A 25,860-nucleotide genomic window follows, 5' to 3' on the forward strand; every position below is an offset into this window, starting at 1 on the left:
GGTCGCGTGGGAGTACTCACTCACCGGTCGACGTGGCAGCATGCCGCCATGCCCGGAGACTGGTCCGCCCGAGCCCTCGACCACGTGGCCCGGCGCGCCACCGGCGCGGCACTCGACCGAGGGCACCGTGTCACGCTGAACTTCCATCCCGACCGCGTCTCCCGGGGCGCCACGGTGCTCGAGCACCTCGCGAAGGACGGCTGCTACCGGTCGCAGTTCGAGACCGGCACCAGCAACGGCGGGCTCACCGCCCGGCCCGGCGGTGACCGTTGGACCTGGGAGCAACGCATCTTCGGGCACGCGTACGACGACGCACCGGTCGCCGAGCGACCGAAGTACGGCGCCCTGAACCATCGCGGGCGCCGGATCGGCGCCGCTCCACGGTTCGGGTCGGCGCACCTGAGACTGGCCGAGCACGTCCTCGACCGGACCACGTTCTGCTTCCCCGACTCGGTCTTCGACCCCGACGACTACGGGACGGCGCGCCGCTTCGCCCTTGTCCCCCTCGCCGACGCCTTCGCCGACCGCGCACGCACCGACGAGGTCGAGGCGCTGGAGGGAGGCGTGCTGGACGACTACATCGAGGCCCACGTCCACGGCACGGTCGACCTGGCCGCGGACGTCGAGGCGTTGGTGCTCGATCCGTGCTTCCGCGACTCAGACATCGAGGTGCAGGCCCGCGCCCTCGACGTACCGGTCGAATGGCACGAGGGGCGCCGGCTGCTCGTCGACGTGCTCGGGCAGCATCCCGAGTTCCGTGGGCCGCGCATCGTCGAGGTCGGGCTCCGGGTCGCGCAGGACGGCGTGCTCGACGCCGCAACCATCGGCCGCGCCGCGCTGGCCGACGACGAGGACCCCCAGGACCTCAAGAAGGTCTGGCACCACGTGGCCCGGTTCGGCTCCCCCGTCGAGCACTGAGCGGCGCAGACCGGGCTCAGTGACTCACCTGACGTGGATGCCCAGTCCCGACCGGCCCGGGGCGTGGTTGTCCTCCAGGACGAGGTCGTCGTCGTAGTCGCCGCGATTCTGGAAGCGGAACGGGATCGGGTCTTCGCTCTCCAAGCCGTCCAGGCGCGCCCGCAGGGACTTGGTGAGGGCGGCGTGGGCCTCCGCGTCGACCCGGTTCGCCCCGTAGTGCACCAGGGGCGGCACGACCGAGATGCCGACGTACCAGAGGAGGCCGTGCTGAATCGGGAACAGCAACTCGTCGATGGACCCGTTGACCCCGCGCGGACCCAGCGACGCCTCCCTCCCTCCCGCGGTCACGACGAGCATGGCCCGTTTGCCGGCCAGGAGCCCGTCGCCGTAACGCAAGGTGCGGCCCGGATGCATCGGATCGGCGATTCCGTAGCCGAATCCCTTGGTGAACACGCGGTCGAACCAGCCCTTGAGGATGGCCGGTGCGGCGTACCACCACAGGGGAAACTGGATGACGAGGTTGTCGGCCCAGGTGATCTTCTCCTGCTCGGCGAGGATGTCCGGGCTCAGCGCACCCGAGGCCTGGTGGGCCTCGGACTCGGGCCCGTACCGCACAGGCGCGTCCGGATCCCGGCCGGGGAAGTCGCCGCCGTCGGCGACCGCCTTCCAGCCCATCGCGTAGAGGTCGGAGACCCGTACGTCGTGCCCGTTCTCCCGGAGCCTGGCGATCCCCTCGTCACGAAGGGAGCCGTTGAGGGAGCGCGCTTCCGGGTGCGCGAAGACCCACAGAGTGTTCAACGGGAGACCCGTTCGAACACGGCGGCCAGGCCCTGCCCGCCGCCGATGCACATCGTCTCCAGCCCGTAACGCGCCTCGCGACGGTGCAGCTCGTGTGAGAGCGTCGCCAGGATGCGGGCGCCGGTGGCGCCGGCCGGATGGCCCAGGGAGATGCCGGATCCGCTGACGTTGAGCCGGGTGTCCATCGGGTCGACCTTCCATTCTCGCAGGCAGGCGATCACCTGGGCGGCGAACGCCTCGTTGATCTCGATCAGGTCGATGTCGTCGAGTGTCAGCCTCGAGCGCTGGAGCGCCTTGGCCACCGCGGGCACCGGGCCGATTCCCATGGTCCGCGGGGGTACGCCGGCCACCGCGGCACCCACGATGCGCACGAACGGACGCAGACCGAGCTCGTCGGCTCGCCGTCGCGTGGTGACCACGCAGGCCGCTGCGCCGTCGCTCTGCCCGCACGCGTTGCCCGCGGTCACCGTCGAGTCGGGGTCGATGGCGGACCGCACGGCCCGCAACCGACCGAGGTCCGCCAGGGTCAGGCCGGCCCGCGGGTGCTCGTCGGTGTCCAGGACCTGCTTGGGCGTACGGCGGCTCGCGGGGACGGTGACCGGCACGATCTCGTCGGCGAAGGTGCCGTTCTTCTGCGCGTGGACGGCCTTCTCCTGCGAGTGCAGGGCGAACTCGTCCTGCTCGGCCCGGGAGATGTCGTATTCGGCGCGCAGGTTCTCCGCGGTCTCGAGCATGCCGCCGGGCACCGGGAAGTTCACCCCGCCGGCGGTGGTGCGGCCGCGGACGATCCGGTTGACCATCTCGACGGAGTCCCCACGCACGCCCTGCTTGAGGCCGAGGGCGTAGAACTCGGCCTGGGTCATCGCCTCGACGCCGCCGGCCACCACCACGTCGGCGAACCCGCTGGAGACACTCGTCGCGGCGTACAGCACGGCCTGGAGGGAGGACCCACAACGCCGGTCGAGCTGAAGTCCGCCGGTGCCGACGCCGAACCCGGCGTTGAGGGCGGCCACCCGGCCGATGGCGGGTGCCTCGCTCGTGGGATAGCAGTAGCCGAAGACCACGTCGTCGACGACGCCCTCGCCCAGGCCGGTGCGGGCCGCGAGCCCGGTGAGCGCCTGGGTGGCGAGGTCGGCAGCCGTCAGGTCCTTGTACATGCCGCCGTCGGCACCCACGGCGGTGCGCACCGGCTCGCAGATCACGATCTCGCTGCCGGGATCGGCGCGGTCGACGTCAGTCATGATGTTCCTTCCGTGCCGGCACTCGCCAGCTGCTTGGCCATTTCGCGGAGCGCGACCGCCCGGATCTTCGCCCCGTTGGTTCCTGCTGTCATCGGCATCTCGTCGATCAGGTGCACCTGCGCCGGCACCTTGAAGCGGGCCAGCGTCTCGGCACACCAGGCCCGCAGCTCCGCCGGGTCGGGCGTGGTGCCGGGGCGCGGTACGACGAACGCGACGGCCTGGGTCTCCCCGGTGACGTCGAGCCCCACCACCTTGACCAGCTCGACGGCCTCGTGCTCGATCAATCGGGTCTCGATCTCGGCCGGCTCGACAAGGAAGCCCTTGAGGCGCAGGGAGTCGCCCATCCGGCAGAGGTACTCGAAGGTGCCGTCCCCGGCCGCGGTGCCGAGGTCGCCGGTGCAGAACCAGCCGTCGCGGCTCCGCACGCCGGCGGCGATCCCGCCGTCGACGTCGCCGAGGTAGGAGTCCACGACGTTTGGGCCCCGGAACTGGAGCTCCCCGGGCCCGTCGGCGAGCTCGCCCGTCACCGGGTCGACGCTGCGGACCTCCATGCCGGGAGTGACCAGTCGGCCGCCTCCGCGGTGACGCAACGGCAGTGGGGTGTCCGGGGACCAGAACCCGGTGAGGGCGAAAATCTCGCTGGAGCCGTAGATGCCCAACACGGTGGCGCCTGTCTCGGACTCGACCCAGGCAGCGATCCGACCGGACTCCCCGTAGAAGTCTCCGATCAGCAAGCGCCGGAACGCGGTGAGGTCCCGGGGACGTTCCCGCCACGAACGCATGAGGCGTCCGGCCACGTCGTCGGCGACCGTGAGGTGGGTGACGGCGAACCGTTCCATCAGGTCGAGGGCGCGGTCCGCGTCGAATGACGGCATCAGCAGCAGCGACCCGCCCGCGAGCAGCCCGGCCATGCCCGGGCTGTGGGCGAGGACTCCGGACCACGGGAGCACGAGCAGCGAGACGCTGCCCGCGTCCAGGTCCGCCGCGGCCGCGACCGCCAAGGAGTGGCCGGCCGTCGCGCAGGCACGGTGGGCGGCCAGCTTCGGCCGTCCGGTCGAACCGGAGGTGGTGAAGGCCACGAACAGATCGTCCGGGTGGTCGACGAGCGCCCCCGGGTCGGTGACTCCACCGGCGGCCGGGCTGGGTGCCCACGCTCCGGCGCCGACGTCGTAGGCCGCCAACGCCTGCGCGTCGGCCGGGGCACTGCCGGGCCCGGTGACCAGCGCCACCGACGGGGCCGGTGCGTCGACGGACTCCGTGGCCGCGTGCAGCACGGTGGCCAGCTCGAGCCTGAGGAAGCCGTGGGCCACCGCGATGACCCGCGGCCGCGCCTTCGCCAGGACGTGGGCGACCTCGTCCACGCCGTACCGGGTGTTCACACCGATGACGTGGGCGCCGAGTGCGGCCGCGGCGAACTGCCACACCACGGCGTCCGACCAGTTGGGCAGCCAGACCGCGACGCAGTCGCCCGGCTCGACGCCGTGGTCGCGGAGATCGTCGCGAACCGCAACGCTGCGCTGCCAGAGGTCGACGCGGGTGACGGGAGCCGGCGGTTCGCAGTGTCCCTCCCAGAGGGCGACCGCGTCCGGGGCCGCCTCGACGAGGCGGGCCAGGTGGGAGATCGGGCCGGCGCTCACAGGTCCTCGAGCCCCTTCAGCCAGCCGTGCAGTACATCGGCGAAGCCGTCGATCTCCTCCATGGGGTAGTGCCCGATGCCGTCGAGAACGGTCAGCTCCGAGCGTGGGATCCGCTCGGCGGTGCGGGCGACGTCCGCGGGGTCGACCCAGAGGTCGTCGACCCCCGCGACGAGATGCACCGGGCACGCGACGGCGTCCAGGGCATCGCCGAGATCCTGCGTGGTCCAGCCGATCAGGTCGCTGTTGGAGACCACCGGGTCCTCGCGTCGGTGCATCCGCGCGATCATCTCGACGGTCGCCTCGGGGACGGTCCCGCCCACGACGGCCTTCGTGCCGAAGTACGTGCGATCTGCGCGGGACGGTGCGGCTGAGTCGATGAGCTCGCGCTCGAGTCCGCCGACGGAGAGTCGGGGCGCGGTGTCTCGCTGGCCGTGGGAGGCCATGGCGACTGCGCCGCGGAGGCGGTCGCCGCGACGGGTGGCCAGGTCGAGGGTGATCCGGCCGCCGATCGAGCAGCCCACGACGAAGGGGCGGTCCAGGCCGAGCGTGTCGATGAGCTCCTCGCACCACGCGGCGTAGTCGCCAAGGTCGCGGACCGGGCCTGCGGGAGCCGGCTCGGACTTGCCGTGGCCCGGCAGGTCCGGCACCACCACGTGGTAGCCGTGTGCGGCCAGCGCCTGCTGGGTGTGCCGCCACTGGACGCCATGCTGTCCCGCGGTGTGCAGCAGCAGCACCGGGGTCCCCCGCCCTTCTTGGAGCACGAACGACGTGCACCCGCCGACGTCGAGATAGTCAGCGCGCATCGTGAGCACCTTCACTTCCTGCCAGGTCCCGGGCCCGGTCGACCAGGGCGACGACGGCCGCCTGGAGCCGGAGGTATTCGTAGGCGTTGCCGGTGACCGCGAACTGGTCCATCATCGCCCTCCGGACGAAGTCGTTGGCCGGCCCGGTGAGGAGATCGACCCAGTCACGCTCGCCCGCCTCGACCGCGAAGGTCGCACCAGTCACCGTGCGAGTGCCGGCTTCCAGGACCCGACCCTTGTAGACCCGGAACTGCGCCTGTTGCTCGCCGTACCCGATGCCGATCGTGCCGTCCCAGGTGCTGGTCTCGGTGCGGAAGGCCGGGTCGGCGTCCAGCAGTGCCGCGAGCGCCGTGGCCCAGGCGCGGGTGCCGAACGCCCGGTTCGTACGCGCTTCCTCGTCGTCGACCGCCGAGCGCACGGGCACCAGTGACGTGACGGTGCCCTCCTGGCACAGCCCGCCGTCGTCGTCGTGGAACCTGATGTGCCGGGTGACGACCCCCTGCTCGAGATCGGGGGTACGTCGGCAAGCGGTCACCGTGGTCTCGACGAGGATCTCGTCGGTGGTGCGGACGGGTGCCAGGTAGCGCCACGCGGCAGCCAGGTCCCGGCCGACCGAGAGGTCGGAGGCCGCGAGGGCGGCGGCGAGGGCGGCGCCGTCCACGTGCGTGTCCGTTCCGGGGGCGCCGGGGAGGGCGAGGTGGGCGGTGAGTCGCTGCCCCACCCGGAAGTCCTCGAGACGGGTCGGCACCTCGGCTGCTTGCGACGTGGTGCTCACGCACTTCCCCCCAGCATGTCGTCCGAGATCACCCGGAGCTGGATCTCGTTGGCGCCCTCGAAGATCTTGGTGAGCCGGGCGTCCCGCCAGTGGCGCTCGACCGCGAAGTCGGTGGTGTAGCCAGCCCCGCCGAAGATCTGCATGGCGTCGCTGGTGACCCGTTCGGCCATCTCGCTGGCGACGTACTTCGCCATCGCCGCCTCGCGGTCACACCGGCGACCCGAGTCGATCTCGGTGGCAACGTGGTACATCAGCTGGCGCGCCGCCTCGACGTCGGCGGCCATCCGCGCCAGCTTGAAGCGGACGTCCTGGAACTGCGTGAGCGGACCACCGAACTGGCGCCGGGTCTGTGCGTACGCCGTGGCGTCGTCCAGGGCGGCCTGGGCCAGGCCGATCGCGCGGGCGGCGGTGTGGGCACGACCGACCTCGAGGCCGCCCAGGGCCAGGTAGAAGCCACGACCCTCTGCGCCGAGCATCGAATCGGCCGGCAGCCGTAGCCCGTCGAACGAGAGCTCCCAGGTGCTCCACCCGTGATACCCGATCTTGCGCACCTTTGTGCCGCTCACCCTTGCAGGGAAGGCGCCCCGCGGCTTGTCGACGAGGAAGGCACTGATCCCGCGGTGGGGCTTGGCCGGGTCCTTGTCCGACGTACGGGCGAAGAGCACGAGGTAGTCGGCCTGGTCGGCGTACGTGCACCACATCTTGGTGCCGTGCACCACCCACTCGTCGCCGTCCCGGCGGGCCCGGCAGGACAGGTTGGCGACGTCGGATCCTGCTTCGGCCTCTGAGAGCGCGAACGCGCCGAGATACTCACCCGAGGCCATCCGGGGCAGGAGCTCCTTGCGCTGGACCTCCGTGAACTCGCCGCCCATGCCGTTGCCGCGCGCCAGCAGGCTGGACACGCTGAGCCAGCCCTGCGCGAGCTCCTCGGCCACCAGGCAGTACTCGAAGACGCCGAGGCCGAGGCCGCCGTACTCCTCCGGGATCATCAGCCCGAAGAAGCCGAGCTCGGCCATCTCGTCACGCAGCGCATCCGGGATGGTGCCCTGCTCCGGGTCGAGCTCGTCGGCGATGGGGCGCACGCGCTCGCGGGCGAACTGCCTGGCCAGCTTCTGGATCTCCAGGCGCTCCTCGGTGAGGTGGCGCGGCGTGTCGGGGCGTGGTGCGGGGCGGTGGGTCATCGTGCGCCCACCTCCAAGCCGTCGAACTCGTCGGCACGGTTGGCGGGCAACTGCTTGGCGACCTTGTCGAGTGCGTCGAGGGGCCGGTGCCTGGTCTCGGGGGCCAGGTAGCCGGCAACGAAGGTGATCGCAGCCAGGCCGATGACGTACAGGCCCACCGGCCACGAGGCACCACCGGCAGCTGAGGAGAGCCCGACGGAGATGAACGGAGCCATTCCACCGAAGACCACCGCGCCGACCTCACGGCTGAACGCCGCGCCGCTGTAGCGGGTCTCGGTGGCGAACAGCTCGGCCAGGATCACGCCCTGGACGCCGAACATGATGCCGACGCTACCGCCCTGGGCGATGCCCACGGCGAGGATCGCGAGCAGCGGGTTGCTGCTGCCGGCGAGCCAGAAGAATGGGAAGGCGTACGCCGCCGCGAAGACCGCACCGGCCAGCAGTACCGGGCGTCGTCCCCATCTGTCGGAGGCGAGGCCGGCCAGCGGGGCGGTGAGCATCACGGCAAATCCGGCGACGACGAGGCTGGCGGTGCCGACCTCGGGCGAGTGGCCGGCCTTGGCCATGAACGCGAGTGCGTAGACCTGGTAGACGTAGCTGAGAGCCAGCGGTGCCGCGACCATGCCCATGACCAGCAGGATGTTTCGCCACTGCGTGCGCAGCAGGGTGCGCAGTGGCGAGCGGGCCGGCGTGTCGGCCTGGTCGTCCCGGCTGTCCTGCACGTTCTCCTCGAAGGCGGGCGTCTCCTCGAGCCGGAGGCGCATCCACATGCCCAGCCCGATCAGCACGATGCTGGCCATGAAGGGGAGGCGCCAACCCCAGGCGAGGAACTGGGCGTCGGTGGTCAGCGCGGTGGTGAGCAGAACGGCCGCGGACGACAGCACCAGGCCGGCGTACGCACCGGACGCACCGATGGCGCCGTACACACCTCGACGGTTCTCGGGGGCGTACTCGACACCGAAGATCGCTGCGCCGCTGTACTCGGCGCCGGCGCCGGCGCCCTGCACCAGGCGGAGGAGCACGAGGATCGCCGGGGCCGCCAACCCGATGGAGGCGTGCGAGGGAATGAAGGCCATCAGCGTCGTGGAGACTCCCATGAGCATCAGGGCTGCGACGAGGGCCGGCTTGCGACCGAACTTGTCGCCGATGTGTCCGAAGACCACCGCGCCGATCGGGCGGGCGACGAAGCCGACCCCGAACGTGGCGAGGGAGAGCAGGAGCGACATGGTCGCACTCTGCGAGGGGAAGAAGACCTCGTTGAAGACGAGCGCCGCGGCCGTCCCGTAGAGGAAGTAGTCGTACCACTCCAGGGCGGACCCGAGCAGTACCGCGCCGGCGACGCGGGCCAGCACTCCTCGCTCCTGGGTGGCGGCGGGCGACGCCTCTGCGTGCTTTGCCATGGCTGTTGCTCCTCGGTGTGACCAGCCGTTCGCGGACGTACGAACGATCGTTCTTGTACGATAGGGTGACACCGACGGATTCCGCAAGAGGTCGATCGAAAGAGGGTGAAGACAGTGAGCACCGGGCTTGGCGTCGAGGAACGGCTCCGCCGGATGGAGGACCTGCACGAGCTCCAACAGCTGCGTGCCCACTACTGCCAGCACCTGGACTCGGGCAGGTGGGACGAGCTGGTCGAGCTCTTCACCCCCGACGGCGCCTTCGTCGGACTCTCCACCGCCCGCGGGCGCACGGGGCTAAGGGAGTTCTTCAGCAATCTGCAGTCAGGAAGCCTCTCGGCCTGGTGGCACTTCTCCTCGAACGAGACCCTCGAGGTGGACGGCGACCGGGCGACCGGGCAGACCTGGTTGCTGCAGCCGTGCGTCGTCGACCGGCAGAGCCAGCTGGCAGCGGGGCGCTACGTCGACACGATGGTCCGCTGCGAGGACGGCCGCTGGCGCTTCGAGGAGCGCGCGGTGCGGTTCTTCTGGTGGAGCGACGTCGAGCAGGGATGGGAGCCGGGCACCTTCGTGTGGCCGCCCGCGCGTGACGCGGCCGATCGTCCGGGGGCCGGCCAGTGAGTGCACTAGGGTCCGAGGACATGAAGAAGCCCAGCCCACCACGAGCGCGCGGCGCCAAGCTGGACTCGATCCTGGACGCGGCGCTCACCTCGTTCGCCGAGCAGGGGTTCAACGGCGCGTCGATGCGGACCATCGCCGGTAGCGCGGGCACCAGCCTGTCCAACCTCTACAACTACTTCCCCTCCAAGGACGACCTGCTGGTCGCCGTCCTCAAGGACGCCAACGACGAGCTGCTCAGCCGACTGGCCGACCGGCTCGCCGGCGCCGGCGCCCGTCCGACGGAGCGACTGCGCGCGGCGGTCCAGGCATACGTCGAGTTCTCCACCGACCACCGCCTCGCGTCCATCGTCGCGATGAGCGAGTTCCGCTACCTCGAGGGCGAAAATCGGCAGGACGTCGTCGAGTCACGCGACTCGACGGAGCGGATCTTCGTCGACCTGGTCACCGAGGGCGTGCAGGACGAGAGCTTCCGCACCGCGCACCCACGCGAGGCCGCCCGCGCGATCCTGCTGCTGTGCGCGACCGTTCCAACGTGGTACCAGCCCGACGGCGGACTCACTCCGGACGCGCTGGCGGCCCAGCAGGCAGACTTCGCGCTCGCGCTGGTCAGGTCCACTGAAGGCTGATCGCAATCCGGGTCGAGCAAGGGGTGGAAGGGCCGACAACTCGGTCATAGAGTGATCTGGGTCACACACACCAGACCCCGGGAGCAACCATGCCGATCAAGCGCCGCACCCTGCTCAAGGCCACCCTCGCCGTAGCCGCAGCCGGACCCTTCGCGGGCCTGGTCGCCGCGCCTGCTGGGGCGCGCACGTCCGCACGACCGTTGGGGCTGGTGCCGATCAAGGACCATCGCGACGGAATCGTGCGCCTGCACCTGCCCCGGGGCTTCAACTACCGGTCGTTCCACGACACCGAGTTCCCGGTGGTGCTCGACGACGGCACCCATCTGCCGGGCAGGCACGACGGGATGGGAGCGTTCGCCGGCCCCGACGACACGGTCGTGCTGATCCGCAACCACGAGGTGAACGGCCCCGGCGCACCACTGGGCCCCGGCCCTCTCTACGACCCGATGACTGCCGGAGGGACCACCACCATCCAGGTCACCAAGCAGGGCGAGGTACTCGCCGCACACAACAGCCTCGCCGGGACCCAGATGAACTGCAGCGGCGGAATCATGCCCTGGGGCGCGTGGGTCACGTGCGAGGAGACCGTGAACGGCCCCGACGTCGGCGCAGACTTCACAGGTGCTCCCAACACCAGCCTGACCAAGCGACACGGCTTCGTCTTCGAGGTGCCGTTGCACGGGGCAGCGACCGCAGAGCCGATCACCCGAGCCGGGCGCTTCGCACACGAGGCGGTGTCGTTCGACCCGACCGAGGGCGTCCTCTACCTCACCGAGGACAACTTCGGCTTCCCGTCAGGCTTCTACCGCTACCGCCCGCGCACGAACCCGATGACGAGCGGCTCCCTCGACAACGACGGCACCTTGGAGATGCTCGCCGTCGTCGGCACACCCAACGCGCACCTCGAGGCCAATCAGGTCCAGGGAACCACCTACCCCGTCGCCTGGGTGCCGATCGCCGACCCCGACCCGTCCTTCCCCTACACCCCCGGCCAGCCGGCGCCCACCACCAACGACGAGGCCATCTCGTACGTCGGCGACCAGGGTCGCGCCCAAGGTGCCGCCCTGTTCTCCCGCTGCGAGGGACAGGTGTACGACGACGGCGTCGTGTACTTCACCGCAACCCAGGGCGGCGGCCCCGTCGCGCCGTATCCCGCAGGCCCGGCGCCGACCGGGTTCGGCAACGGCACCGGGCAGGTGTGGGCCTACGACACCAAGGCGCAGACACTGACCTGCATCTTCCAGTCCCCCGACGACGACGTGCTCGACTTCCCCGACAACATCACCACCAGCAACGACGGCACCCTGGTCATCTGCGAGGACAGCGCCGGCGACAACTTCCTGCGCGGTCTGACCCGTGACGGCGAACTGTTCGACATCGGCCTGAACAGGTTGCGCAGCAGCTCGGGCGCACCGCGGTTCGGCGACGAGTTCGCCGGGTCGACGTTCAGCCCTGACGGCCACACGCTCTTCGTGAACATCCAGGCTTCACGAGGCATGAGCTTCGCGATCTGGGGTCCGTGGAGGTCGATCGGCGTCTGAGGCGGGCGGTCGGCAACCGGCGCGGCGGCGAGCTCAGAACCCGGGTCAGCTGAGCGGGCCATCAAGGTCCGAGCAACAAGGATGTGGATTGCAGTCACCTGGTGACTGCGATCCACATCCTTGTCGGGTGACTCAGAACAGCAGGGCGCTGGCCGGGTCCTCGAGGATGCCGGCGACGTCGGCGAGGAAGCGTGAGCCCTTCTCTCCGTCGACGTGGCGGTGGTCGAACGACAGCGCCAGCGTGGTCACGTCGCGCACGCACAGCTCGCCGTCCGCGTCGACCCACGGCTTCTTCTTGATGGAGCCGAAGCACAGGATCGCGGACTCGCCCGGGTTGATGATCGGCGTGCCCGCATCGACCCCGAAGACACCCACGTTGGTGATCGTGAAGGTGCCACCACTCATCTCGGCCGGCTGGGTCTTGCCCTCGCGCGCGGTCTTCGTGAGCGCGTTGAGGCCCTCGGCGAGCTCGAGCAACGAGAGCTGTTCGGCACCCTTGACGTTCGGCACGACCAGGCCACGCGGCGTTGCGGCGGCGATGCCGAGGTTCACGTAGTCCTTGAACACGACCTCGCCGGCCGGCTCGTCCCAGAACGAGTTGATCTCCGGCGTACGCCGCATCGCCAGCATCACCGCACGGGCCAGCACCAGCAGCGGCGAGACCTTGACGTCCTTGAACTCGCGACGCTTCTTGAGGCGGTCGACGAACTCCATGGTCGAGGTGACGTCGATGGTGACCCACTCGGTGACGTGCGGGATCGTGAACGCGGAGTTCACCATCGCCTGGCCCATCATCTTGCGGACGCCCTTGATCGGCTCGCGCCGCTCCCCACCTGCAACGGCCGCCGAGGCACTCCCGCTGGTTGAGGAAGGCACGCCGCCTTCGTTGGTCGAGTAGCGAGCGCCAGCGATTTCGGAGGTCGAGTAGGGAGCGCCAGCGACCGTATCGAGACCCGTATCGAGACCCGCACCACTCGCCGCGGCCTGCACGTCGTCACGCGTGACCGTGCCGTTGGGTCCAGTGGCGCGCAGCGCGGCCAGGTCGACCCCGAGGTCCTTGGCAAGCTTGCGCACCGGCGGCTTGGCCAGGGCGCGTACGGCGCCCGGGTCGGTCGCCGAGGCGGGCACGAAGGCCGGCGTCTCGAACTGCGGGGACACGGCGGACTGCGACGGAACGGCCGGCTCGTCGGCCTCGACCACCGGCTCGGACTGCGCACCGCCGGGCGCGAAGGCACCCTGCAGCTGCATCTGGGTGGCCGCCGCCGACTCGGTCGACGGGGAGGCCGAACCCTTGCGGGGTCGGCGGACCGGGCCACGCTCGGCCTTCATGCGGCCGACCAGGCTCTCGCCCTCGCCGCCACCGCTGGCGGCCGGGTTGGAGAGGTCGATCTCGCCGATGTCGCGGGCCGGGGCCTCGCCGGACGGGGCCGCCGGGGCCGGGGCCTCGTCGGGGTCGCCGACGGAGATGATCGGGGTGCCGACCGGGATCATCTCGCCCTCGGGCACCAGCAACGCCAGCACCGTGCCGGCGTACGGCGAGGGCAGCTCGACCAGCGACTTGGCGGTCTCGATCTCGACGATGATGTCGTTGACCTCGATGACGTCGCCGACCTTCACCTTCCAGGCGACGATCTCGGCCTCGGTGAGGCCTTCACCGACGTCGGGCAGCTTGAACTCAGCCATGCTCAGAACTCCAGGGATCGGTCGACGGCGTCCAGGACCCGGTCGAGGTCGGGGAGGTAGTCCTCCTCGATGCGGGACGGCGGGTAGGGGGTGTCGAACCCGCCCACGCGCAGCACCGGCGCCTCCAGGTTGTAGAAGCACTTCTCGGTGATGCGTGACGCGACCTCGGCACCCATGCCGAGGTTCACGTGCGCCTCGTGGACGATGACGGCGCGGCCGGTGCGGCGTACGGAGTCGAGGACCGGACCCATGTCGAGCGGCGAGAGCGTGCGCAGGTCGATGACCTCGAGCGACTTGCCCTCGGTCGCCGCGGCCTCGGCCGCCTTCATCGCGGTCTTCACGGTCGGCCCGTAGGCCAGCAGGGTGAGGTCGGTGCCGGTCTTGACCACGCGCGAGGTGAACAGCGGCTCGGGGGTGATCGACTCGTCCAGCTCGGCCTTGTCGGCGTGGTACTGGCGCTTCGGCTCGAGGAAGATCACCGGGTCGTCGCAGGCGATGGCCTGCTGGAGCATCCAGTAGCCGTCGACCGGGTTCGAGCAGGCCACGACCTTGAGGCCGGGGGTGTGCGCGAACTGCGCCTCCGGCGACTCTGAGTGGTGCTCGACCGCGCCGATGCCGCCACCGAACGGGATGCGGATGACCATGGGCATCTTGGTGTTGCCCTTGGAGCGGAAGTGGATCTTGGCGACCTGGCAGACGATCTGGTCGTACGCCGGGTAGACGAAGCCGTCGAACTGGATCTCGACGACCGGGCGGTAGCCGCGCATCGCCATGCCGACCGCGGTGCCGACGATGCCGGACTCGGCCAGCGGCGAGTCGATGACGCGGTCCTCGCCGAAGTCCTTCTGGAGGCCGTCGGTGATGCGGAAGACGCCGCCGAGCCGGCCGACGTCCTCACCCATGATGAGGACCTTGGGGTCGTCTTCCATCGCCTTGCGCAGCCCCATGTTGAGGCCCTTGGCGAGGGTGATCTTCTGGGTGCTCATGAGTGGGCCTCCTCGAAACCGGCGGTGTAGGCCGCGAAACCGTCACGCTGCTCGGCGAGCTCCGGGGGGATCTCGTCGTAGACGAAGTCGAAGATCGCGTGCGGGTCGGGGTCGGGCAGTGCCTTGCAGCCCTCGCGGAGCCGGACGCCGAGGTCGTCGGCCTCCTGCTTGACCGTGTCGAGGAAGCCGTCGTCGACCAGACCGTTGCGCTTGAGGTAGGCCTCGACGCGGGCGATCGGGTCCTTCAGCTTCCAGTGCTCCACGTCGGCGGAGAGCCGGTAGCGGGTCGGGTCGTCGGTCGTGGTGTGCGCACCCATGCGGTAGGTGTAGGCCTCGATGAGGGTCGGGCCCTGTCCGTCGCGGGCCCGCTGCAGCGCGGCCTTCGTGACGGCGTACGTCGCGAGGACGTCGTTGCCGTCGACGCGGACGCCGGGGAAGCCGAAGCCGAGAGCCCGCTGGTAGAGCGGGATGCGGGTCTGTCGCTCGATCGGCTCGGAGATCGCCCACTGGTTGTTCTGGCAGAAGAACACGACCGGCGCGTTGTAGGACGCGGCGAAGATGAAGCCCTCGTTGACGTCGCCCTGTGAGGACGCGCCGTCACCGAAGTGGGCGATCACGGCGGCGTCGCGCTCGGGGTCACCCGTGCCGACGACGCCGTCGCGCTGCATGCCCATGGCGTAGCCGGTGGCGTGCAGCACCTGGGCGCCGATCACGATGGTGTACTGGCCGAAGTTGTTGTCGTTGGGGTTCCAGCGGCCGTGGTCGACCCCGCGGAAGAGACCCAGCAGGTCGAGCGGGTCGACCCCGCGGCACCAGGCGACGCCGTGCTCGCGGTAGGTCGGGAAGACGTAGTCCTGCGGACGCAGGGCGCGGCCGGCGCCGATCTGGGCGGCCTCCTGGCCGAGCAGCTGTGCCCAGATGCCGAGCTCGCCGTGGCGCTGGAGCGCGGTGGCCTCGGTGTCGATGCGGCGGGTGAGGACCATGTCGCGGTAGAAGCCGCGCAGTTCCTCGGCGGAGAAGTCCATGTCGAACTCTGCGTGGTGGACACGCTCTCCCTCGGGCGTCAGGAGCTGGACGAGCTCCGGCCCTCCGTCCTGCTGTGAGGGACCGAAGACCTCGACGAGGTCTGGCCCGAACTCTGCATGGGACACGTGTGCACTCCTTCTCTTCGCCGGCCTGCGGGGTCACCGAGGCAGGGTGTGGGAACCGCGTCACGAACGCGTCGAAGTGGTGGTACGGCGTGGACGTGACGGTCTATCCGGCACCGGGAACCGTCTGTGACGGGAACCACACTGCCGTTCTCTCAAGGTACCCGTCCAGTCGGCCCCCTCGCCAATCGAGCGGTGCCTGCCCCAGACCCGCCTCAGGCCCGGGAGCGCCAGAGCAACCAGACGAAGTACGGCGTACCGATCAGGGCGGTGACCATGCCGGCCGGCACCTGGTCGGGTGCGATCACGTTGCGTCCCAAGGTGTCGGCCAGGCTGACCAGGAGCGCTCCGAGGAGCATTGCCACCGGGAGCACCCGGATGTGTCGGGAACCGACGACGGCGCGGGCCGCGTGCGGGGCCACCAGGCCGGTGAAGACCACCAGGCCGATGGCGGCGGCCGAGGCGGCGGTCAGCACGACGGCGACCACCAGGAGGAGCAGCCGGGTCCGCTCCAGGGACAGGCCGAGCACCCGCGGGGTGTCGTCGTCGAGGGCCATCACGTCGAGGTCGTTGCGGTGGCGCAGCAGCAGCGGGAGTCCCACGAGGACGACGAGAACGAGCGGGACGACCTGGTCGTAGGTGCGGCCGTAGGTGGAGCCGTTGAGCCAGGTCAGCGCGAGCTGGGTGTCGTAGGGGCTGGCGCTGATGATGATGAACGCGATGAGCGCCTGGCCGACGGCCGCGACACCGACGCCGACCAGCACGAGCCGGATCGAGTCCAGGCCGCCCCGCCACGAGACGGCGTACACGATCACGAAGGCGACGGCTGCCCCGACCAGCGCCGCTGCGTTGATCGTCCAGAGCGCGGTGGTCCCCACGAACGAGATGCAGGTGACCGCACCCACACCGGCGCCCGCGGTGACGCCGAGCAGGCCGGGCTCGGCCAACGGGTTGCGGCAGACGGCCTGGGTGGCGCAGCCGGCGAGGGCCAGCGCCGCGCCCGCGAAGGTGGCCGCAATGAGACGCGGGGTCCGCTCCTCGAGCGTGTAGTGGACGACTGGCCCCGCGTTCCCGGTGAGCCAGTGGGTCACGTCGCCGAGCAGGAGGCGGTCGTCACCCATCAGCAGCCAGCCGTTGCCTGCGAGCAGGCCGAGGACGGTCGCACCGACGAGGAGCACCGACAGCCCGACCACGAGCAGCGTCGTGAAGCGGAACGGGGACCCGGGGCGGGTGCGCGCGGAGGGCGCGTCGGGCACCGTGCCACCCTGGCGGAAGGTGCGGGCGATGCCGACGAGGACGATCGCGCCGAACATGGTGGTCGCGACGCCCGTCGGCACCCCGGGCCCGAAGGTCCCGGTCGGCACGAGTCGCATCAGGACATCGGCCAGGACCACCAGGACGATGCCGATCAGGCCCGAGAGCGGCAGCAGCACGCTGTGCTTGTGCACGTCCTTGATCCACGGTCCGGAGAGCCGTGCCAGCACGGGGGCGCACAACCCGATGAAACCCATCGGGCCGGCGACGGTCACGGCGAGGCTGGCCAGCAGGACGGCGATGAGTACGGCGGCCAGCTGCACGAGCCGCACGTTGACGCCCAGGCTGGACGCGGCGTCGTCGCCCAGGCTGATCAGGTCGAGCTGTCGGCTCAGCAGCATCGCGACGAGCACCACGACGACGACCGCCACCGCCCCCTGCGCCGGGGCGTCGATGCTGATCTGGACCAGGTTGCCGTTGCCCCAGGCGAAGAGGCTCTGGGTCTGCTCCTCGAAGAGCAGCAGAAGCAGTCCGGTCAGGGAGCCCAGCGCCAGCGCGAGTGCCGACCCGGCCAGCACCAGGCGCGCCGGACCGGAGGCTCCGCCGGACAGGGCCAGCACGATCCCGGCGCCGAGCAGGCCGCCGAGGAAGGCGACGCTGCCCTGCAGGAACAACGGCAGCGAGATCCCGAGGGCCGCGACCAGGGTGGCCGCGAACCAGGCTCCGCCATTGATCGCAAGGGTGTCGGGCGAGGCGAGGGGGTTGCGGGTGACCGACTGGAGCAAGGCTCCCGAGACGCCCACGGACAGCCCCACGACCAGGCCCGCCAGCAGGCGTGGGAGGCGTGAGCCCATGAAGACGTCACGGGTCAGCTCGTCCCCGCGCCCGAGCGCGAGCTCGAGCAGGTCGCCGAAGCCGATGGCGGACGTGCCCTGGGTCAGGTGCACCGCACTGGCGGCGAGGGCCACCAGGACCAGCACCCCGAGGCCGGTGAGACTGCGCAGGGTCACGACCGGTGGATCACTTCGTCAGGTTCGCGACGATCTGGTCGACGAACTCCTGCGCCGAGACCGGTCCGCCGAACGTCCACACGCCCTTCTCGAGCGGGTAGAGATGGCCGCTGGTCACGAACTCGAGCTCGTTCCAGATCGGGTTCTTCTCGAGCTGGTTGCCGAAGACGTCGTCAGCCTCGACCGGGCTGTTGTAGAAGAACCGCACGCCGTCACCGAGTGAGGTGAGGCCCTCGGGGTCCGTGGTGCCCAGACCCCAGTCCTTGTCGACCTCGCCGGTCCACGCGTTCTCCAGTCCGAGACCCTCGGCGAGGTCGGACATCAGCGAGCCCTTGCCGAACAACCGAATGGTGACGTTGCCACCCTCGGCCCAGCCGTCAGCCATCGCGAACGTGGCGCCGGCGGCGTCGCTCTCGGCGATCGCCTTCTTCCCGGCCTCGAGCGAGGCCTCTAGGTCGCCGATGATCTTGTCGGCCGCCTCGGTCCTGCCTACCGCTTCGGCGATGGTGCGAACGTTCTCCTTCATCAGGTCGAGCTGTCCGGAGCCGTCGGCCGTGTCGAGCACGATGACCGGCACGTCGCGCTTCTCGAGCTGCTTGACGATGGCCTCGGGACCGGAGCTGTCGGTGATCACCAGCTCGGGGCCGGTCTTCATGATCTCGGTGAAGCTGGGCTCGCTGCGCTTGCCGACGTCCTGGACGGAGTCGTCGACCTGCGCGTTCGCCACCCACGCGTTGTACTCGTCGCCGTCCGCGTGGGCGACCGGCATCACGCCGAGGCTGACCAGGGTCTCGGTCTGCATCCACTCCAGCGACACCACCTTGGTTGCGGGGTGGTCGAGCTCGACGGTCTTGCCGCGAGCGTCCTCGACCGAGACCGGACCGCCGGTCGCGACGGAGTCCTCCTGCTCGTCCTTGGCGGGTTCGGTGCTGCCGCAGGCGGAGAGGGCCAGGGCCAGCGGCAGGCAGGCGAGTGCGAGCGCGCGCGATGTCTTCACGGTGGTGCCTTTCGGGGGTGGGTGGGTCAGGCCATCTGGGCCAGGCGACGCTCGGTGCGGTGCACCGGGTGCACGGAGACCCGTGAGGTGGCCGGGTCGCGGTGGATCGCGACCGGGAGTCCGTAGACCGCGGAGACACGCTCCGAGGTGAGGACGTCTGACGGAGCGCCCGTGGCCTGGACGGCTCCGTGGTGGAGCAGGGTCACGACGTCGGCGACGTCGGCGGCCTGGTTCAGGTCGTGCAGCACGACCCCGACCGCGACACCGTGGTCGTCGGCCAGGTCGCGCACCAGGTCGAGCAGCTCGACCTGGTAGCGCAGGTCGAGGTGGTTGGTGGGCTCGTCCAGCAGGAGCACGTCGGTCTGCTGCGCCAGGCAGCAGGCCAGCCACACCCGCTGGAGCTCGCCACCGGAGAGCTCGTCGACGCCACGGCTCGACATCTCGGCGACTCCGGTCACCTCCATCGCCCAGGCGACGGCGGCCGGCCCCTCGGGGTCGCGGGCCTTCCACTTGCCGCGGTAGGGGTGGCGACCGAACTCGACCACCTCGGCGACCGGGACCCCCGAGGGCACCGGTCGGTTCTGTGAGAGCAGGGTGATCACGCGGGCGAACTCGCGCTTGCCCAGCGTGGAGACGGACTCGTCGCCCAGGGAGAGCGTGCCCCGGTCGATCTTGTGCAGGCGGGCCATGGCGCGCAGCAGGGTCGACTTGCCGCTGCCGTTCGGCCCGACCAAGGCGTGGACCCGCCCGGGATCGACGGTGAGTGACGCGGCACGGACCACCGTGCGGTCGTAGTAGGAGAGGTCGAGGCCTTCGCCACGGAACTGCGCACTCTGCATGAAGTCAGGGTAGCCTAACCTCACTTGAACGGTCATCAGGGCGTCCGAATGCCGGCGGCTCAGTCGCAGCCGGCCTCGCCGAGGTTCTCGTGGCTGCGATGGCTGGCCGGCTCGACCTGGAAGGTCGCGTGGTGCAGCTGGAAGTGGTCGACGGCGCAGCCCTGGAGCCGGTCGAGCATGCCGCCGACGCCGATCTCGGCGAGTGCCTCGTCGGTGACGGTGATGTGCGCGGAGAGGCTCGGCAGGCCACTCGTGATGGTCCAGGCGTGCAGGTCGTGCACGTCGGTCACGCCGGGCACCTCGACCAGGTGTCGTCGTACGTCGGCGAGGTCGAGGCCGGCCGGCGCGATCTCGAGCAGCACCACCAGGGACTCCTTCAGCAGCACGAACGACCGCGGCAGGATCATCACCGCGATCAGAAGCGACGCTATCGGGTCGGCGCGATGGAAGTCGGTGGTCAGGATGACCACGCCGGCGGCCACGGCGAGCACCGATCCGACCAGGTCGGCGAGGACCTCGTTCGCGGCTCCCTTCAGGTTCAGCGAGCCGGTGTCGGAGCGGTTCAGGATCACCATCGAGACCGCGTTGGCCACGAGGCCGACCGCCGCGAAGGCGATCATCGGGCCGGCTTCGACGTGGGTCGGATCGGCCAGACGACTGATCCCGGCCCAGGCGAGATAGCCACAGACACCCAACAGGACAAGGGCATTGACCAGCGCCGCCAGGATCTCGGCGCGGTGGTAGCCGAACGTCGAACGCGGCCCGGGTCGCAGTGTGGCGACGTACGACGCCCCGAGCGCGAGCACCACGGCGGCGGCATCGGTGGCCATGTGACCGGCGTCGGCGAGCAGGGCGAGCGAGCCGGTGACGAAGGCGCCGACGACCTCCACGACCATGACGGAGGCGGTCACCGCGAGCACGATCCTCAGCCGCTGGCGGTCCTCCGCCCGGCCGCTCGCATGACCGGTCGAGTGTCCGTGACCGTGTCCGTGGCCCATCAGCGGTCCCGATGACGCACGACGGCGTCGACGGCGTGCTCGGCCTGGTTGAAGGCGACCTCGACGAGCTCGAGGGCGTGGTCGTTGGCCAGCCGGTAGTAGACCCGGTTGCCCTCCTGGCGCGTGGAGACGACCCGGCTCATCCGCAGCTTGGCGAGGTGTTGGGAGACCGCGGCCTGCGACTTGCCGACCTCCTCGGCCAGCACGCCCACCGACTGCTCGCCGTCGCGCAGCGCCATCACGATGCGCACGCGTGTCGCGTCGGCGAGCAGGGAGAAGATCTCGACGGCCACGGGCAGGTGCGCGTCGAGCTCTTCATCCGTATATGCGTGCATGCGCATATAGTCGCACACCCGTCGACCTGTCGCCAGTTCATGTCGACCCGTCGCCAGTTTCAGAAGCTCACGACAGGTCAACCGAAACTGGCGACAGGTCGAGCGGAATTCACGACGGGTCGATCAGACGCGGGCGCGCAGGATCCGATGGACGGCGAACGCGACCGCGAAGGACAGCAGCGAGGCGATCGCTGCGGTCAGCGTGACTCCGGAGTCGAAGGCATGCGAGGCCGAGGCCAGCAACGCGTCGGCCGATGCCGGGGGCAGTCCGCCGGCAACCTCCACGGCTCCCCCGAGGGTGGCGCGGGCCTGCTCGGCGTCCGGGCCAGAGACGGTCACCGGCACGTCGATGCCCTGGCGGTAGGCCAGGTTCAGCAGGCTGCCGAGGACTGCCGTGCCCAGCACCGCACCGATCTCGTACGCCGTCTCCGAGACCGCAGAGGCGGCACCGGCCTTCGCCGGCGGAACCGCACTGAGCGCGAGGTCGTTGGACACCGTCTCGGACATGCCGACGCCCGCACAGACCAGCACGAAGCCGATCAGGAGCACGGCGCCCGAGCCGGTGTGCCCCATCGCGGAGACGGCGGCATAGCCGGCCGCATTCAGCAGCACACCCGCCACCATCACCCGCGCCGCGCCGAAGCGCCGCACCATCGGCACCGCACCGAGGCCGAGCACGACGGTCACGACCAGGCCGGGAACCATCATCAGGGCGGCATCGAGCGGCGAGTGCCCGGCGATCAGCTGCAGGTGCTGGGCCAGGAAGTAGATGAAGCCGACGAGCGCGAAGACGCTGACCAGGTTCACCACCAGCGACACCGAGAACACCGGGTTGGCGAACAGGCGGACGTCGAGCATCGGGTTGCTGCGCCGCAGCATGCGGCGTACGAACCCGATGCCGCAGGCGATGCCGACCAGGACCGCCATCAGCGTCAGCTCGTCCAGTCCGTGGGTGGCCACCGACTTGATCGCGAAGACCGAGGCGGCCAGCGCCACCGAGACGAGGGCGATGCCGGCCGGGTCGACCGGACCGGGGTCGGGGTCGCGCGACTCGGGGAGCAGCCGCATGCCGAGCACCAGGAGCGGCACGAGGAGTGGCACGGCGATCAGGAAGATCGAGCCCCACGAGAAGTGCTGCAGCAGCCAGCCGCCGACCACGGGACCGAGCGCGGCGCCCGCGGAGAAGCCGGCCATCCAGATCGCGACGGCGGTCCGCCGCTCGGCCGCTTCGGTGAAGATGTTGCGGATCAGCGAGACGGTGGCCGGCATCAGCATCGCACCGAAGACGCCGAGCAGCGCACGGGCCGCGATCAGCCAGCCCGCGCTCGGCGAGAAGGCGGCCATCACGGAGACCGCCGCGAAGCCGGAGGCGCCCCACAGCAGGATCCGGCGCCGGCCGATCCGGTCGCCGAGACTGCCCATCGTGACCAGGAGCGCGGCCAGCACCAGCGGGTAGATGTCGATGATCCAGAGCAGCTGGTTGCCGGTCGGACCCAGCGACCGCGACAGGGACGGTACGGCGAAGCTCAGCGCCGTGTTGTCGATCGAGACCAGCAGCACGGGCAGCATCAGGACGGCCAGCGCCACCCACCGGGAACGGCGGGAGAGCTGGTCGGGAGCGAGCGGGAGCTGGTAGATCGTCACCCGCACAACTGTACCGTCTGGACGGTACAGTTACTAACCCGTGCGATGGTGATCTCCGCCTCCACGCCGTGGTCGATAGGGTCGCCCCATGTCCCGTCCTCCCAAGGCCCGCGAGTCGGCGCTCGCGGCGTACTGCGAGCTGCTGCGCAGCGAGGGCGAGCGCGCAACCACGATCGACAAGGTGGCCGCCCGGGCGGGGATCTCCAAGGGCGGGGTGCTCTACCACTTCCCGAGCAAGGAGGCGTTGGCCGAGGCCGCACAGGCCAGGTTCCACGAGGAGTGCGAGCGCGACCTGGTCACGATGGCGCAGGCACCCGAAGGGCCGTCACGCCATTACGTGCGCACCTCCTGGACCAGCGGCAGCGACCTCGACACCTACTACACGGCCATGGTCCGCCTGGCCCAGTCGTCCTGGCAGCCGGCCATCGACGAGCTCGAGAGGGTCCACGCGGCCTGGCTCGACCTGATCCGCTCCGAGGTCGGGGACCGGCACGCCGCCGAGGCGATCATGCTGATCGGCGAGGGCCTCTACCACCACTCGTCCATGCCGGGCGAGTGGTCGCGCGCCACCTTCGCCCGCTCGCTGGACCAGCTGCTCGACCAGGTCGACCGGCTCAAGGCCTGAGTCGGCGCTCGGTCAGAGCCGCTCGCGTCCGTGCGGCGAGGTCCATCCGCTCAGGTCCGGGCCCTTCGGCACGATGCCCGACGGGTTCACGTCGGTGTGCACCACGTAGTAGTGCTGCTTGATCTGGTCGAAGTCGATCGTCTCGCCGAAGCCGGGCGTCTGGAACAGGTCACGCGCATAGCCCCACAGCGCCGGCATCTCGACGAGCTTGTTGCGGTTGCACTTGAAGTGCCCGTGGTAGACCGGGTCGAAGCGCGCCAGCGTCGTGAAGAGTCGTACGTCGGCCTCCGTGATCGCGTCACCCATCAGGTAGCGCCGGTCGGTCAACCGCTCCTCGAGCCAGTCCATCGCCGTCCAGAGCCGGTCGTACGCCGCGTCGTACGACTCCTGCGAGCCGGCGAAGCCGCACCGGTAGACGCCGTTGTTGACCTCGGTGAAGACCCGCTTCATCACCGACTCCATCTCCTCGCGGAGGTCGTCGGGCCACAGGTTGGGCGCACCGGGGCGGTGGTGGTCTCGCCACTCGAAGAAGAGGTCGTGGGTGATTTGCGGGAAGTCGTTGGTGACCACCCCCTTGGTCGGCACGTCGACGATCGCCGGCACCGTGATGCCGCGCGGGTAGTCGGGGAACCGTGCGAAGTAGGCCTGCTGCAGGCGTTCGTACCCGAGCACCGGGTCGACACCGCCCGGGTCGAGGTCGAAGGTCCAGCTCCGCTTGTCGTGCGTGGGTCCGGGCAGGCCCAGGGAGATGACCTCCTCGAGGCCGAGCAGTGAGCGGACGATGATCGAGCGGTTCGCCCACGGGCACGCCTTGGCCGCGACCAGGCGGTAGCGACCAGGCTCGACCGGCCACACCTGGACGTCGCGCGGGCTGTCCTTGCTGCCGCTCGGGAACGCGTCGTCCAGCGGGTCCGCGGAACTCTCCCCGGCGAGGATCCGGTCGGGGATGTAGTTCATGTCGCGGGTGAACTCCTTGCCCTTCTCGACATAGGCCTGGCTCCGGTCGGTCACGGCACTCCTCCTGAAAGTTGCTTCTTCAACCATAGTCGGCGCAGGCGTGGCCGGTGAACTCACAGGCAGCGTGAGTGCGGCGGTCAGTGCGGGAAGGTGCCGGCCAGGTCGACCAGGCGGTCGTTCGCCTCGGGCTCGCCGATGCTGACCCGGGCACCCTCGCCGGCAAACGGGCGCACGACGATGCCGGCCTCGTCCGCAGCGGCGGCGAAGTCGGCGGTCTTCTCGCCGAGCGCGAACCAGACGAAGTTCCCCTGGGCGTCGGGGATGTCCCAACCGGCCTCGCGCACACCCTCGACGACCCGTGCGCGTTCGCCGACCAGCGTCTCCACCCGGTCGAGCAGTTGCGGCTCGGCCTTCAGCGAGGCGATGGCCGCGGCCTGGGCGACACCGGAGACCCCGAACGGCAGCGAGACAGCGCGCAGGGCGGCGGCGAGCGGCGCCTGCGCCACGGCGTACCCGACCCGGAAGTTGGCCAGCCCGTAGGCCTTGGAGAACGTGCGCGTGACCACGACGTTGGGGAACTCGCGGTAGGTCGCCAGCCCGTCGACGGCGTCGTCCATGCGCACGAACTCGACGTACGCCTCGTCGACGACGACCAGCACGTGAGAGGGCACCTTGGCCAGGAACTCATGCAATGCCGTCTGGGTGACGGCGGGGCCGGTGGGGTTGTTCGGGGTGCAGACGATGACGACCTTGGTGCGGTCGGTGATCGCGGCAGCCATGGCGTCGAGGTCGTGCTCGCCGGTGGCGGTGACCGGCACCTGCACCGACGTGGCCGCGGCGGCCGTGACGGCGATCGGGTAGGCCTCGAACGAACGCCACGCGTAGACCACCTCGTCGCCGGGGTCGCAGAACGACTGCATGATCTGGTAGATCAGCGCGACCGACCCGGTGGCCACGGAGAGGTCCTCGACCGGTACGTCGAAGTGCTCGGCGAGTGCTGCGTACAGCTCCACGCAGCCCATGTCGGGGTAGCGGTTCATCTGGCCGACCACGCCCATCGCCGCCTCGACCACACCGGACAGCGGCGGGTACGGGTTCTCGTTCGAGCTGAGCTTGTACGTCGTGAAGTCGGGGCGCGGCACGGGCGGCTTGCCGGCCACGTACGCCGGGATGTCGCCGACGTTGGCGCGTGGCTTGGGGGTCGAGGTCATGGCCGCAGGTTAGTACCCCGCGCGGCTGCGTCGTTTCCGGTGCTTGTGGCGCCACGGCTGGAACACCAGGATCAGCACCAGCCCGAGCCCCACCCCGAACGCCGCCCCGGTGACGTTGTCGACGATGTCGGTGACGTCGCAGGCCCGGTCGATGCGGGCCACCTCGAGCTGGGTCTTCTCGATCACCGCGGAGAACGCAGCGAGCGCGACGAGGCCCAACGGGGTGAGGATCCAGCCGGCTCGCCACCGGGCCACCGAGAGCACCAGCAGCGCGCCGGCAGGGATGAACAGCGCGGTGTTGAGCGTGCGCTGCCCGGACTCGAAGATCCAGAACCCGTCGGGGGCCGGGCCGCCGATGTCCGTCGAGCAGGTGGCCATCCGCGCGTCTTCCGGAATGGCCAGGTCGACCGCGTCGAGAGGCGTGAGCGTGACCAGGCCGATCACCGTGATCGCCCACAGGAAGCCGGCGATGGAGAAGGCGGAGACCCAGCCGAGCGGCTTGAGCAGGGCGAGCGCCAGGAGCAGGAACACGACGGCGGAGGCCACGGTCCCGAGCACCATCGCACCGGTACCGCCGAACTCATTCACCCGCCAGAGGTTACAAGCCGGGCCCCGAAACGCCGATCCTGTGTGTC

At 70.2% G+C, this 25,860-nt stretch carries 24 protein-coding genes; 5 read left to right on the forward strand and 19 right to left on the reverse strand.

From position 1 onward, the window contains the following. The first annotated feature begins 48 nt into the window (after nucleotides 1–48). Nucleotides 49–918, forward strand: a complete 870-nt coding sequence (locus ASH02_RS21875; RefSeq protein ID WP_057295440.1) for a DUF3626 domain-containing protein — start codon at nucleotides 49–51, stop codon at nucleotides 916–918. A gap of 24 nt (nucleotides 919–942) precedes the next feature. On the opposite strand, the gene ASH02_RS21880 is transcribed toward ASH02_RS21875, so the two are convergent. The 7 genes from ASH02_RS21880 to ASH02_RS21910 are packed head-to-tail and all read right to left on the reverse strand — an operon-like array spanning nucleotide 943 to nucleotide 8,753. After that, complete coding sequence (locus tag ASH02_RS21880) at nucleotides 943–1,716, reverse strand: NAD(P)H-dependent oxidoreductase (protein WP_057295441.1); 774 nt, start codon at nucleotides 1,714–1,716, stop codon at nucleotides 943–945. After that, complete coding sequence (locus tag ASH02_RS21885; RefSeq protein WP_056891568.1) at nucleotides 1,713–2,957, reverse strand: acetyl-CoA C-acetyltransferase; 1,245 nt, start codon at nucleotides 2,955–2,957, stop codon at nucleotides 1,713–1,715. The genes ASH02_RS21880 and ASH02_RS21885 overlap by 4 nt, the downstream gene beginning before the upstream one ends. After that, entirely contained in the window at nucleotides 2,954–4,594 is a 1,641-nt protein-coding gene (locus ASH02_RS21890; RefSeq protein WP_057295442.1) for an AMP-binding protein, read from the reverse strand. Before ASH02_RS21890 ends, ASH02_RS21885 begins: the two co-directional genes overlap by 4 nt. Beyond that, nucleotides 4,591–5,397 carry an alpha/beta fold hydrolase gene (locus tag ASH02_RS21895; protein WP_056891732.1) on the reverse strand — a complete coding sequence of 269 codons (807 nt, stop codon included), beginning with the start codon at nucleotides 5,395–5,397 and terminating at the stop codon, nucleotides 4,591–4,593. Before ASH02_RS21895 ends, ASH02_RS21890 begins: the two co-directional genes overlap by 4 nt. After that, nucleotides 5,387–6,172: a hypothetical protein gene (locus tag ASH02_RS21900; RefSeq protein WP_057295443.1), complete on the reverse strand. Its 786-nt coding sequence runs from the start codon at nucleotides 6,170–6,172 to the stop codon at nucleotides 5,387–5,389. Before ASH02_RS21900 ends, ASH02_RS21895 begins: the two co-directional genes overlap by 11 nt. Next, nucleotides 6,169–7,353, reverse strand: a complete 1,185-nt coding sequence (locus tag ASH02_RS21905; protein WP_056891570.1) for an acyl-CoA dehydrogenase family protein — start codon at nucleotides 7,351–7,353, stop codon at nucleotides 6,169–6,171. The genes ASH02_RS21900 and ASH02_RS21905 overlap by 4 nt, the downstream gene beginning before the upstream one ends. Further along, nucleotides 7,350–8,753 carry an MFS transporter gene (locus ASH02_RS21910; RefSeq protein WP_057295444.1) on the reverse strand — a complete coding sequence of 468 codons (1,404 nt, stop codon included), beginning with the start codon at nucleotides 8,751–8,753 and terminating at the stop codon, nucleotides 7,350–7,352. The genes ASH02_RS21905 and ASH02_RS21910 overlap by 4 nt, the downstream gene beginning before the upstream one ends. A 114-nt stretch (nucleotides 8,754–8,867) precedes the next feature. Between ASH02_RS21910 and ASH02_RS21915 the strand changes: the two genes are divergently transcribed. The 3 genes from ASH02_RS21915 to ASH02_RS21925 all read left to right on the forward strand — a co-directional run bounded on the left by ASH02_RS21915 (nucleotide 8,868) and on the right by ASH02_RS21925 (nucleotide 11,538). Further along, nucleotides 8,868–9,371 carry a nuclear transport factor 2 family protein gene (locus ASH02_RS21915; RefSeq protein ID WP_200959221.1) on the forward strand — a complete coding sequence of 168 codons (504 nt, stop codon included), beginning with the start codon at nucleotides 8,868–8,870 and terminating at the stop codon, nucleotides 9,369–9,371. 20 nt (nucleotides 9,372–9,391) lie between these two features. Next, nucleotides 9,392–9,997 carry a TetR family transcriptional regulator gene (locus ASH02_RS21920; RefSeq protein WP_057295446.1) on the forward strand — a complete coding sequence of 202 codons (606 nt, stop codon included), beginning with the start codon at nucleotides 9,392–9,394 and terminating at the stop codon, nucleotides 9,995–9,997. A gap of 89 nt (nucleotides 9,998–10,086) precedes the next feature. Then, nucleotides 10,087–11,538 carry a PhoX family protein gene (locus ASH02_RS21925; protein WP_057295447.1) on the forward strand — a complete coding sequence of 484 codons (1,452 nt, stop codon included), beginning with the start codon at nucleotides 10,087–10,089 and terminating at the stop codon, nucleotides 11,536–11,538. A 132-nt stretch (nucleotides 11,539–11,670) separates the two neighbouring features. Here the strand turns inward: ASH02_RS21925 and ASH02_RS21930 are convergent, their stop codons facing one another. The 9 genes from ASH02_RS21930 to ASH02_RS21970 form a co-directional block, all read right to left on the reverse strand. Next, complete coding sequence (locus tag ASH02_RS21930) at nucleotides 11,671–13,221, reverse strand: dihydrolipoamide acetyltransferase family protein (RefSeq protein ID WP_082599559.1); 1,551 nt, start codon at nucleotides 13,219–13,221, stop codon at nucleotides 11,671–11,673. Between the two features lie 2 nt (nucleotides 13,222–13,223). After that, the gene (locus tag ASH02_RS21935) at nucleotides 13,224–14,207 is read right to left on the reverse strand and encodes an alpha-ketoacid dehydrogenase subunit beta (RefSeq protein ID WP_056683381.1); all 984 of its coding nucleotides are present in this window, start codon (nucleotides 14,205–14,207) and stop codon (nucleotides 13,224–13,226) included. After that, a complete protein-coding gene (pdhA, locus tag ASH02_RS21940; RefSeq protein ID WP_082563873.1) occupies nucleotides 14,204–15,358 on the reverse strand; it encodes a pyruvate dehydrogenase (acetyl-transferring) E1 component subunit alpha in 1,155 nt (384 codons plus the stop codon). The genes ASH02_RS21935 and pdhA overlap by 4 nt, the downstream gene beginning before the upstream one ends. A gap of 212 nt (nucleotides 15,359–15,570) precedes the next feature. Further along, nucleotides 15,571–17,619, reverse strand: coding sequence for an iron ABC transporter permease (locus tag ASH02_RS21945; protein WP_056683384.1), 2,049 nt, complete (start codon nucleotides 17,617–17,619; stop codon nucleotides 15,571–15,573). Nucleotides 17,620–17,629: 10 nt separating this feature from the next. Continuing rightward, the gene (locus tag ASH02_RS21950; protein WP_056683387.1) at nucleotides 17,630–18,616 is read right to left on the reverse strand and encodes an ABC transporter substrate-binding protein; all 987 of its coding nucleotides are present in this window, start codon (nucleotides 18,614–18,616) and stop codon (nucleotides 17,630–17,632) included. 26 nt (nucleotides 18,617–18,642) lie between these two features. Continuing rightward, nucleotides 18,643–19,455, reverse strand: coding sequence for an ABC transporter ATP-binding protein (locus ASH02_RS21955; protein WP_057295448.1), 813 nt, complete (start codon nucleotides 19,453–19,455; stop codon nucleotides 18,643–18,645). 59 nt (nucleotides 19,456–19,514) lie between these two features. Next, complete coding sequence (locus ASH02_RS21960; protein WP_057295449.1) at nucleotides 19,515–20,453, reverse strand: cation diffusion facilitator family transporter; 939 nt, start codon at nucleotides 20,451–20,453, stop codon at nucleotides 19,515–19,517. Continuing rightward, nucleotides 20,453–20,788, reverse strand: a complete 336-nt coding sequence (locus ASH02_RS21965; protein WP_235530127.1) for an ArsR/SmtB family transcription factor — start codon at nucleotides 20,786–20,788, stop codon at nucleotides 20,453–20,455. Before ASH02_RS21965 ends, ASH02_RS21960 begins: the two co-directional genes overlap by 1 nt. Nucleotides 20,789–20,911: 123 nt before the next feature. After that, on the reverse strand, nucleotides 20,912–22,432 hold the full coding sequence (locus tag ASH02_RS21970) for an MFS transporter (protein WP_235539095.1): 1,521 nt from the start codon (nucleotides 22,430–22,432) through the stop codon (nucleotides 20,912–20,914). A gap of 88 nt (nucleotides 22,433–22,520) precedes the next feature. On the opposite strand from ASH02_RS21970, the gene ASH02_RS21975 reads away from it, so the two are divergent. Continuing rightward, nucleotides 22,521–23,057 carry a TetR/AcrR family transcriptional regulator gene (locus tag ASH02_RS21975; protein ID WP_056683398.1) on the forward strand — a complete coding sequence of 179 codons (537 nt, stop codon included), beginning with the start codon at nucleotides 22,521–22,523 and terminating at the stop codon, nucleotides 23,055–23,057. Nucleotides 23,058–23,069: 12 nt separating this feature from the next. Here ASH02_RS21975 and ASH02_RS21980 read toward each other — a convergent pair whose 3' ends face one another. From ASH02_RS21980 to ASH02_RS21990, 3 genes are read right to left on the reverse strand one after another with little or no spacing between them, the layout of a single operon-like run. Continuing rightward, nucleotides 23,070–24,101 carry a glutathione S-transferase family protein gene (locus tag ASH02_RS21980; protein WP_057295450.1) on the reverse strand — a complete coding sequence of 344 codons (1,032 nt, stop codon included), beginning with the start codon at nucleotides 24,099–24,101 and terminating at the stop codon, nucleotides 23,070–23,072. Nucleotides 24,102–24,151: 50 nt separating this feature from the next. Beyond that, on the reverse strand, nucleotides 24,152–25,225 hold the full coding sequence (gene hisC / locus ASH02_RS21985) for a histidinol-phosphate transaminase (protein ID WP_056683404.1): 1,074 nt from the start codon (nucleotides 25,223–25,225) through the stop codon (nucleotides 24,152–24,154). A gap of 9 nt (nucleotides 25,226–25,234) precedes the next feature. Next, nucleotides 25,235–25,813, reverse strand: a complete 579-nt coding sequence (locus tag ASH02_RS21990) for a VanZ family protein (RefSeq protein ID WP_056891576.1) — start codon at nucleotides 25,811–25,813, stop codon at nucleotides 25,235–25,237. Nucleotides 25,814–25,860 lie beyond the last annotated feature (47 nt).

Origin of the sequence: Nocardioides sp. Soil796 (genome assembly GCF_001429525.1) — a bacterium.
GTDB lineage: Bacteria > Actinomycetota > Actinomycetes > Propionibacteriales > Nocardioidaceae > Nocardioides.

Bases quoted from the DNA above. Each gene is read 5' to 3' on its own strand.
- ASH02_RS21875 (WP_057295440.1), top strand. From the start codon at position 49: ATGCCCGGAGACTGGTCCGCCCGAGCCCTCGACCACGTGGCCCGGCGC.
- ASH02_RS21885 (WP_056891568.1), bottom strand. From the start codon at position 2,957: ATGACTGACGTCGACCGCGCCGATCCCGGCAGCGAGATCGTGATCTGC.
- ASH02_RS21895 (WP_056891732.1), bottom strand. From the start codon at position 5,397: ATGCGCGCTGACTATCTCGACGTCGGCGGGTGCACGTCGTTCGTGCTC.
- ASH02_RS21905 (WP_056891570.1), bottom strand. From the start codon at position 7,353: ATGACCCACCGCCCCGCACCACGCCCCGACACGCCGCGCCACCTCACC.
- ASH02_RS21910 (WP_057295444.1), bottom strand. From the start codon at position 8,753: ATGGCAAAGCACGCAGAGGCGTCGCCCGCCGCCACCCAGGAGCGAGGA.
- ASH02_RS21920 (WP_057295446.1), top strand. From the start codon at position 9,392: ATGAAGAAGCCCAGCCCACCACGAGCGCGCGGCGCCAAGCTGGACTCG.
- ASH02_RS21925 (WP_057295447.1), top strand. From the start codon at position 10,087: ATGCCGATCAAGCGCCGCACCCTGCTCAAGGCCACCCTCGCCGTAGCC.
- ASH02_RS21930 (WP_082599559.1), bottom strand. From the start codon at position 13,221: ATGGCTGAGTTCAAGCTGCCCGACGTCGGTGAAGGCCTCACCGAGGCC.
- ASH02_RS21935 (WP_056683381.1), bottom strand. From the start codon at position 14,207: ATGAGCACCCAGAAGATCACCCTCGCCAAGGGCCTCAACATGGGGCTG.
- ASH02_RS21955 (WP_057295448.1), bottom strand. From the start codon at position 19,455: ATGCAGAGTGCGCAGTTCCGTGGCGAAGGCCTCGACCTCTCCTACTAC.
- ASH02_RS21960 (WP_057295449.1), bottom strand. From the start codon at position 20,453: ATGGGCCACGGACACGGTCACGGACACTCGACCGGTCATGCGAGCGGC.
- ASH02_RS21965 (WP_235530127.1), bottom strand. From the start codon at position 20,788: ATGCACGCATATACGGATGAAGAGCTCGACGCGCACCTGCCCGTGGCC.
- ASH02_RS21975 (WP_056683398.1), top strand. From the start codon at position 22,521: ATGTCCCGTCCTCCCAAGGCCCGCGAGTCGGCGCTCGCGGCGTACTGC.
- ASH02_RS21980 (WP_057295450.1), bottom strand. From the start codon at position 24,101: ATGGTTGAAGAAGCAACTTTCAGGAGGAGTGCCGTGACCGACCGGAGC.
- hisC (WP_056683404.1), bottom strand. From the start codon at position 25,225: ATGACCTCGACCCCCAAGCCACGCGCCAACGTCGGCGACATCCCGGCG.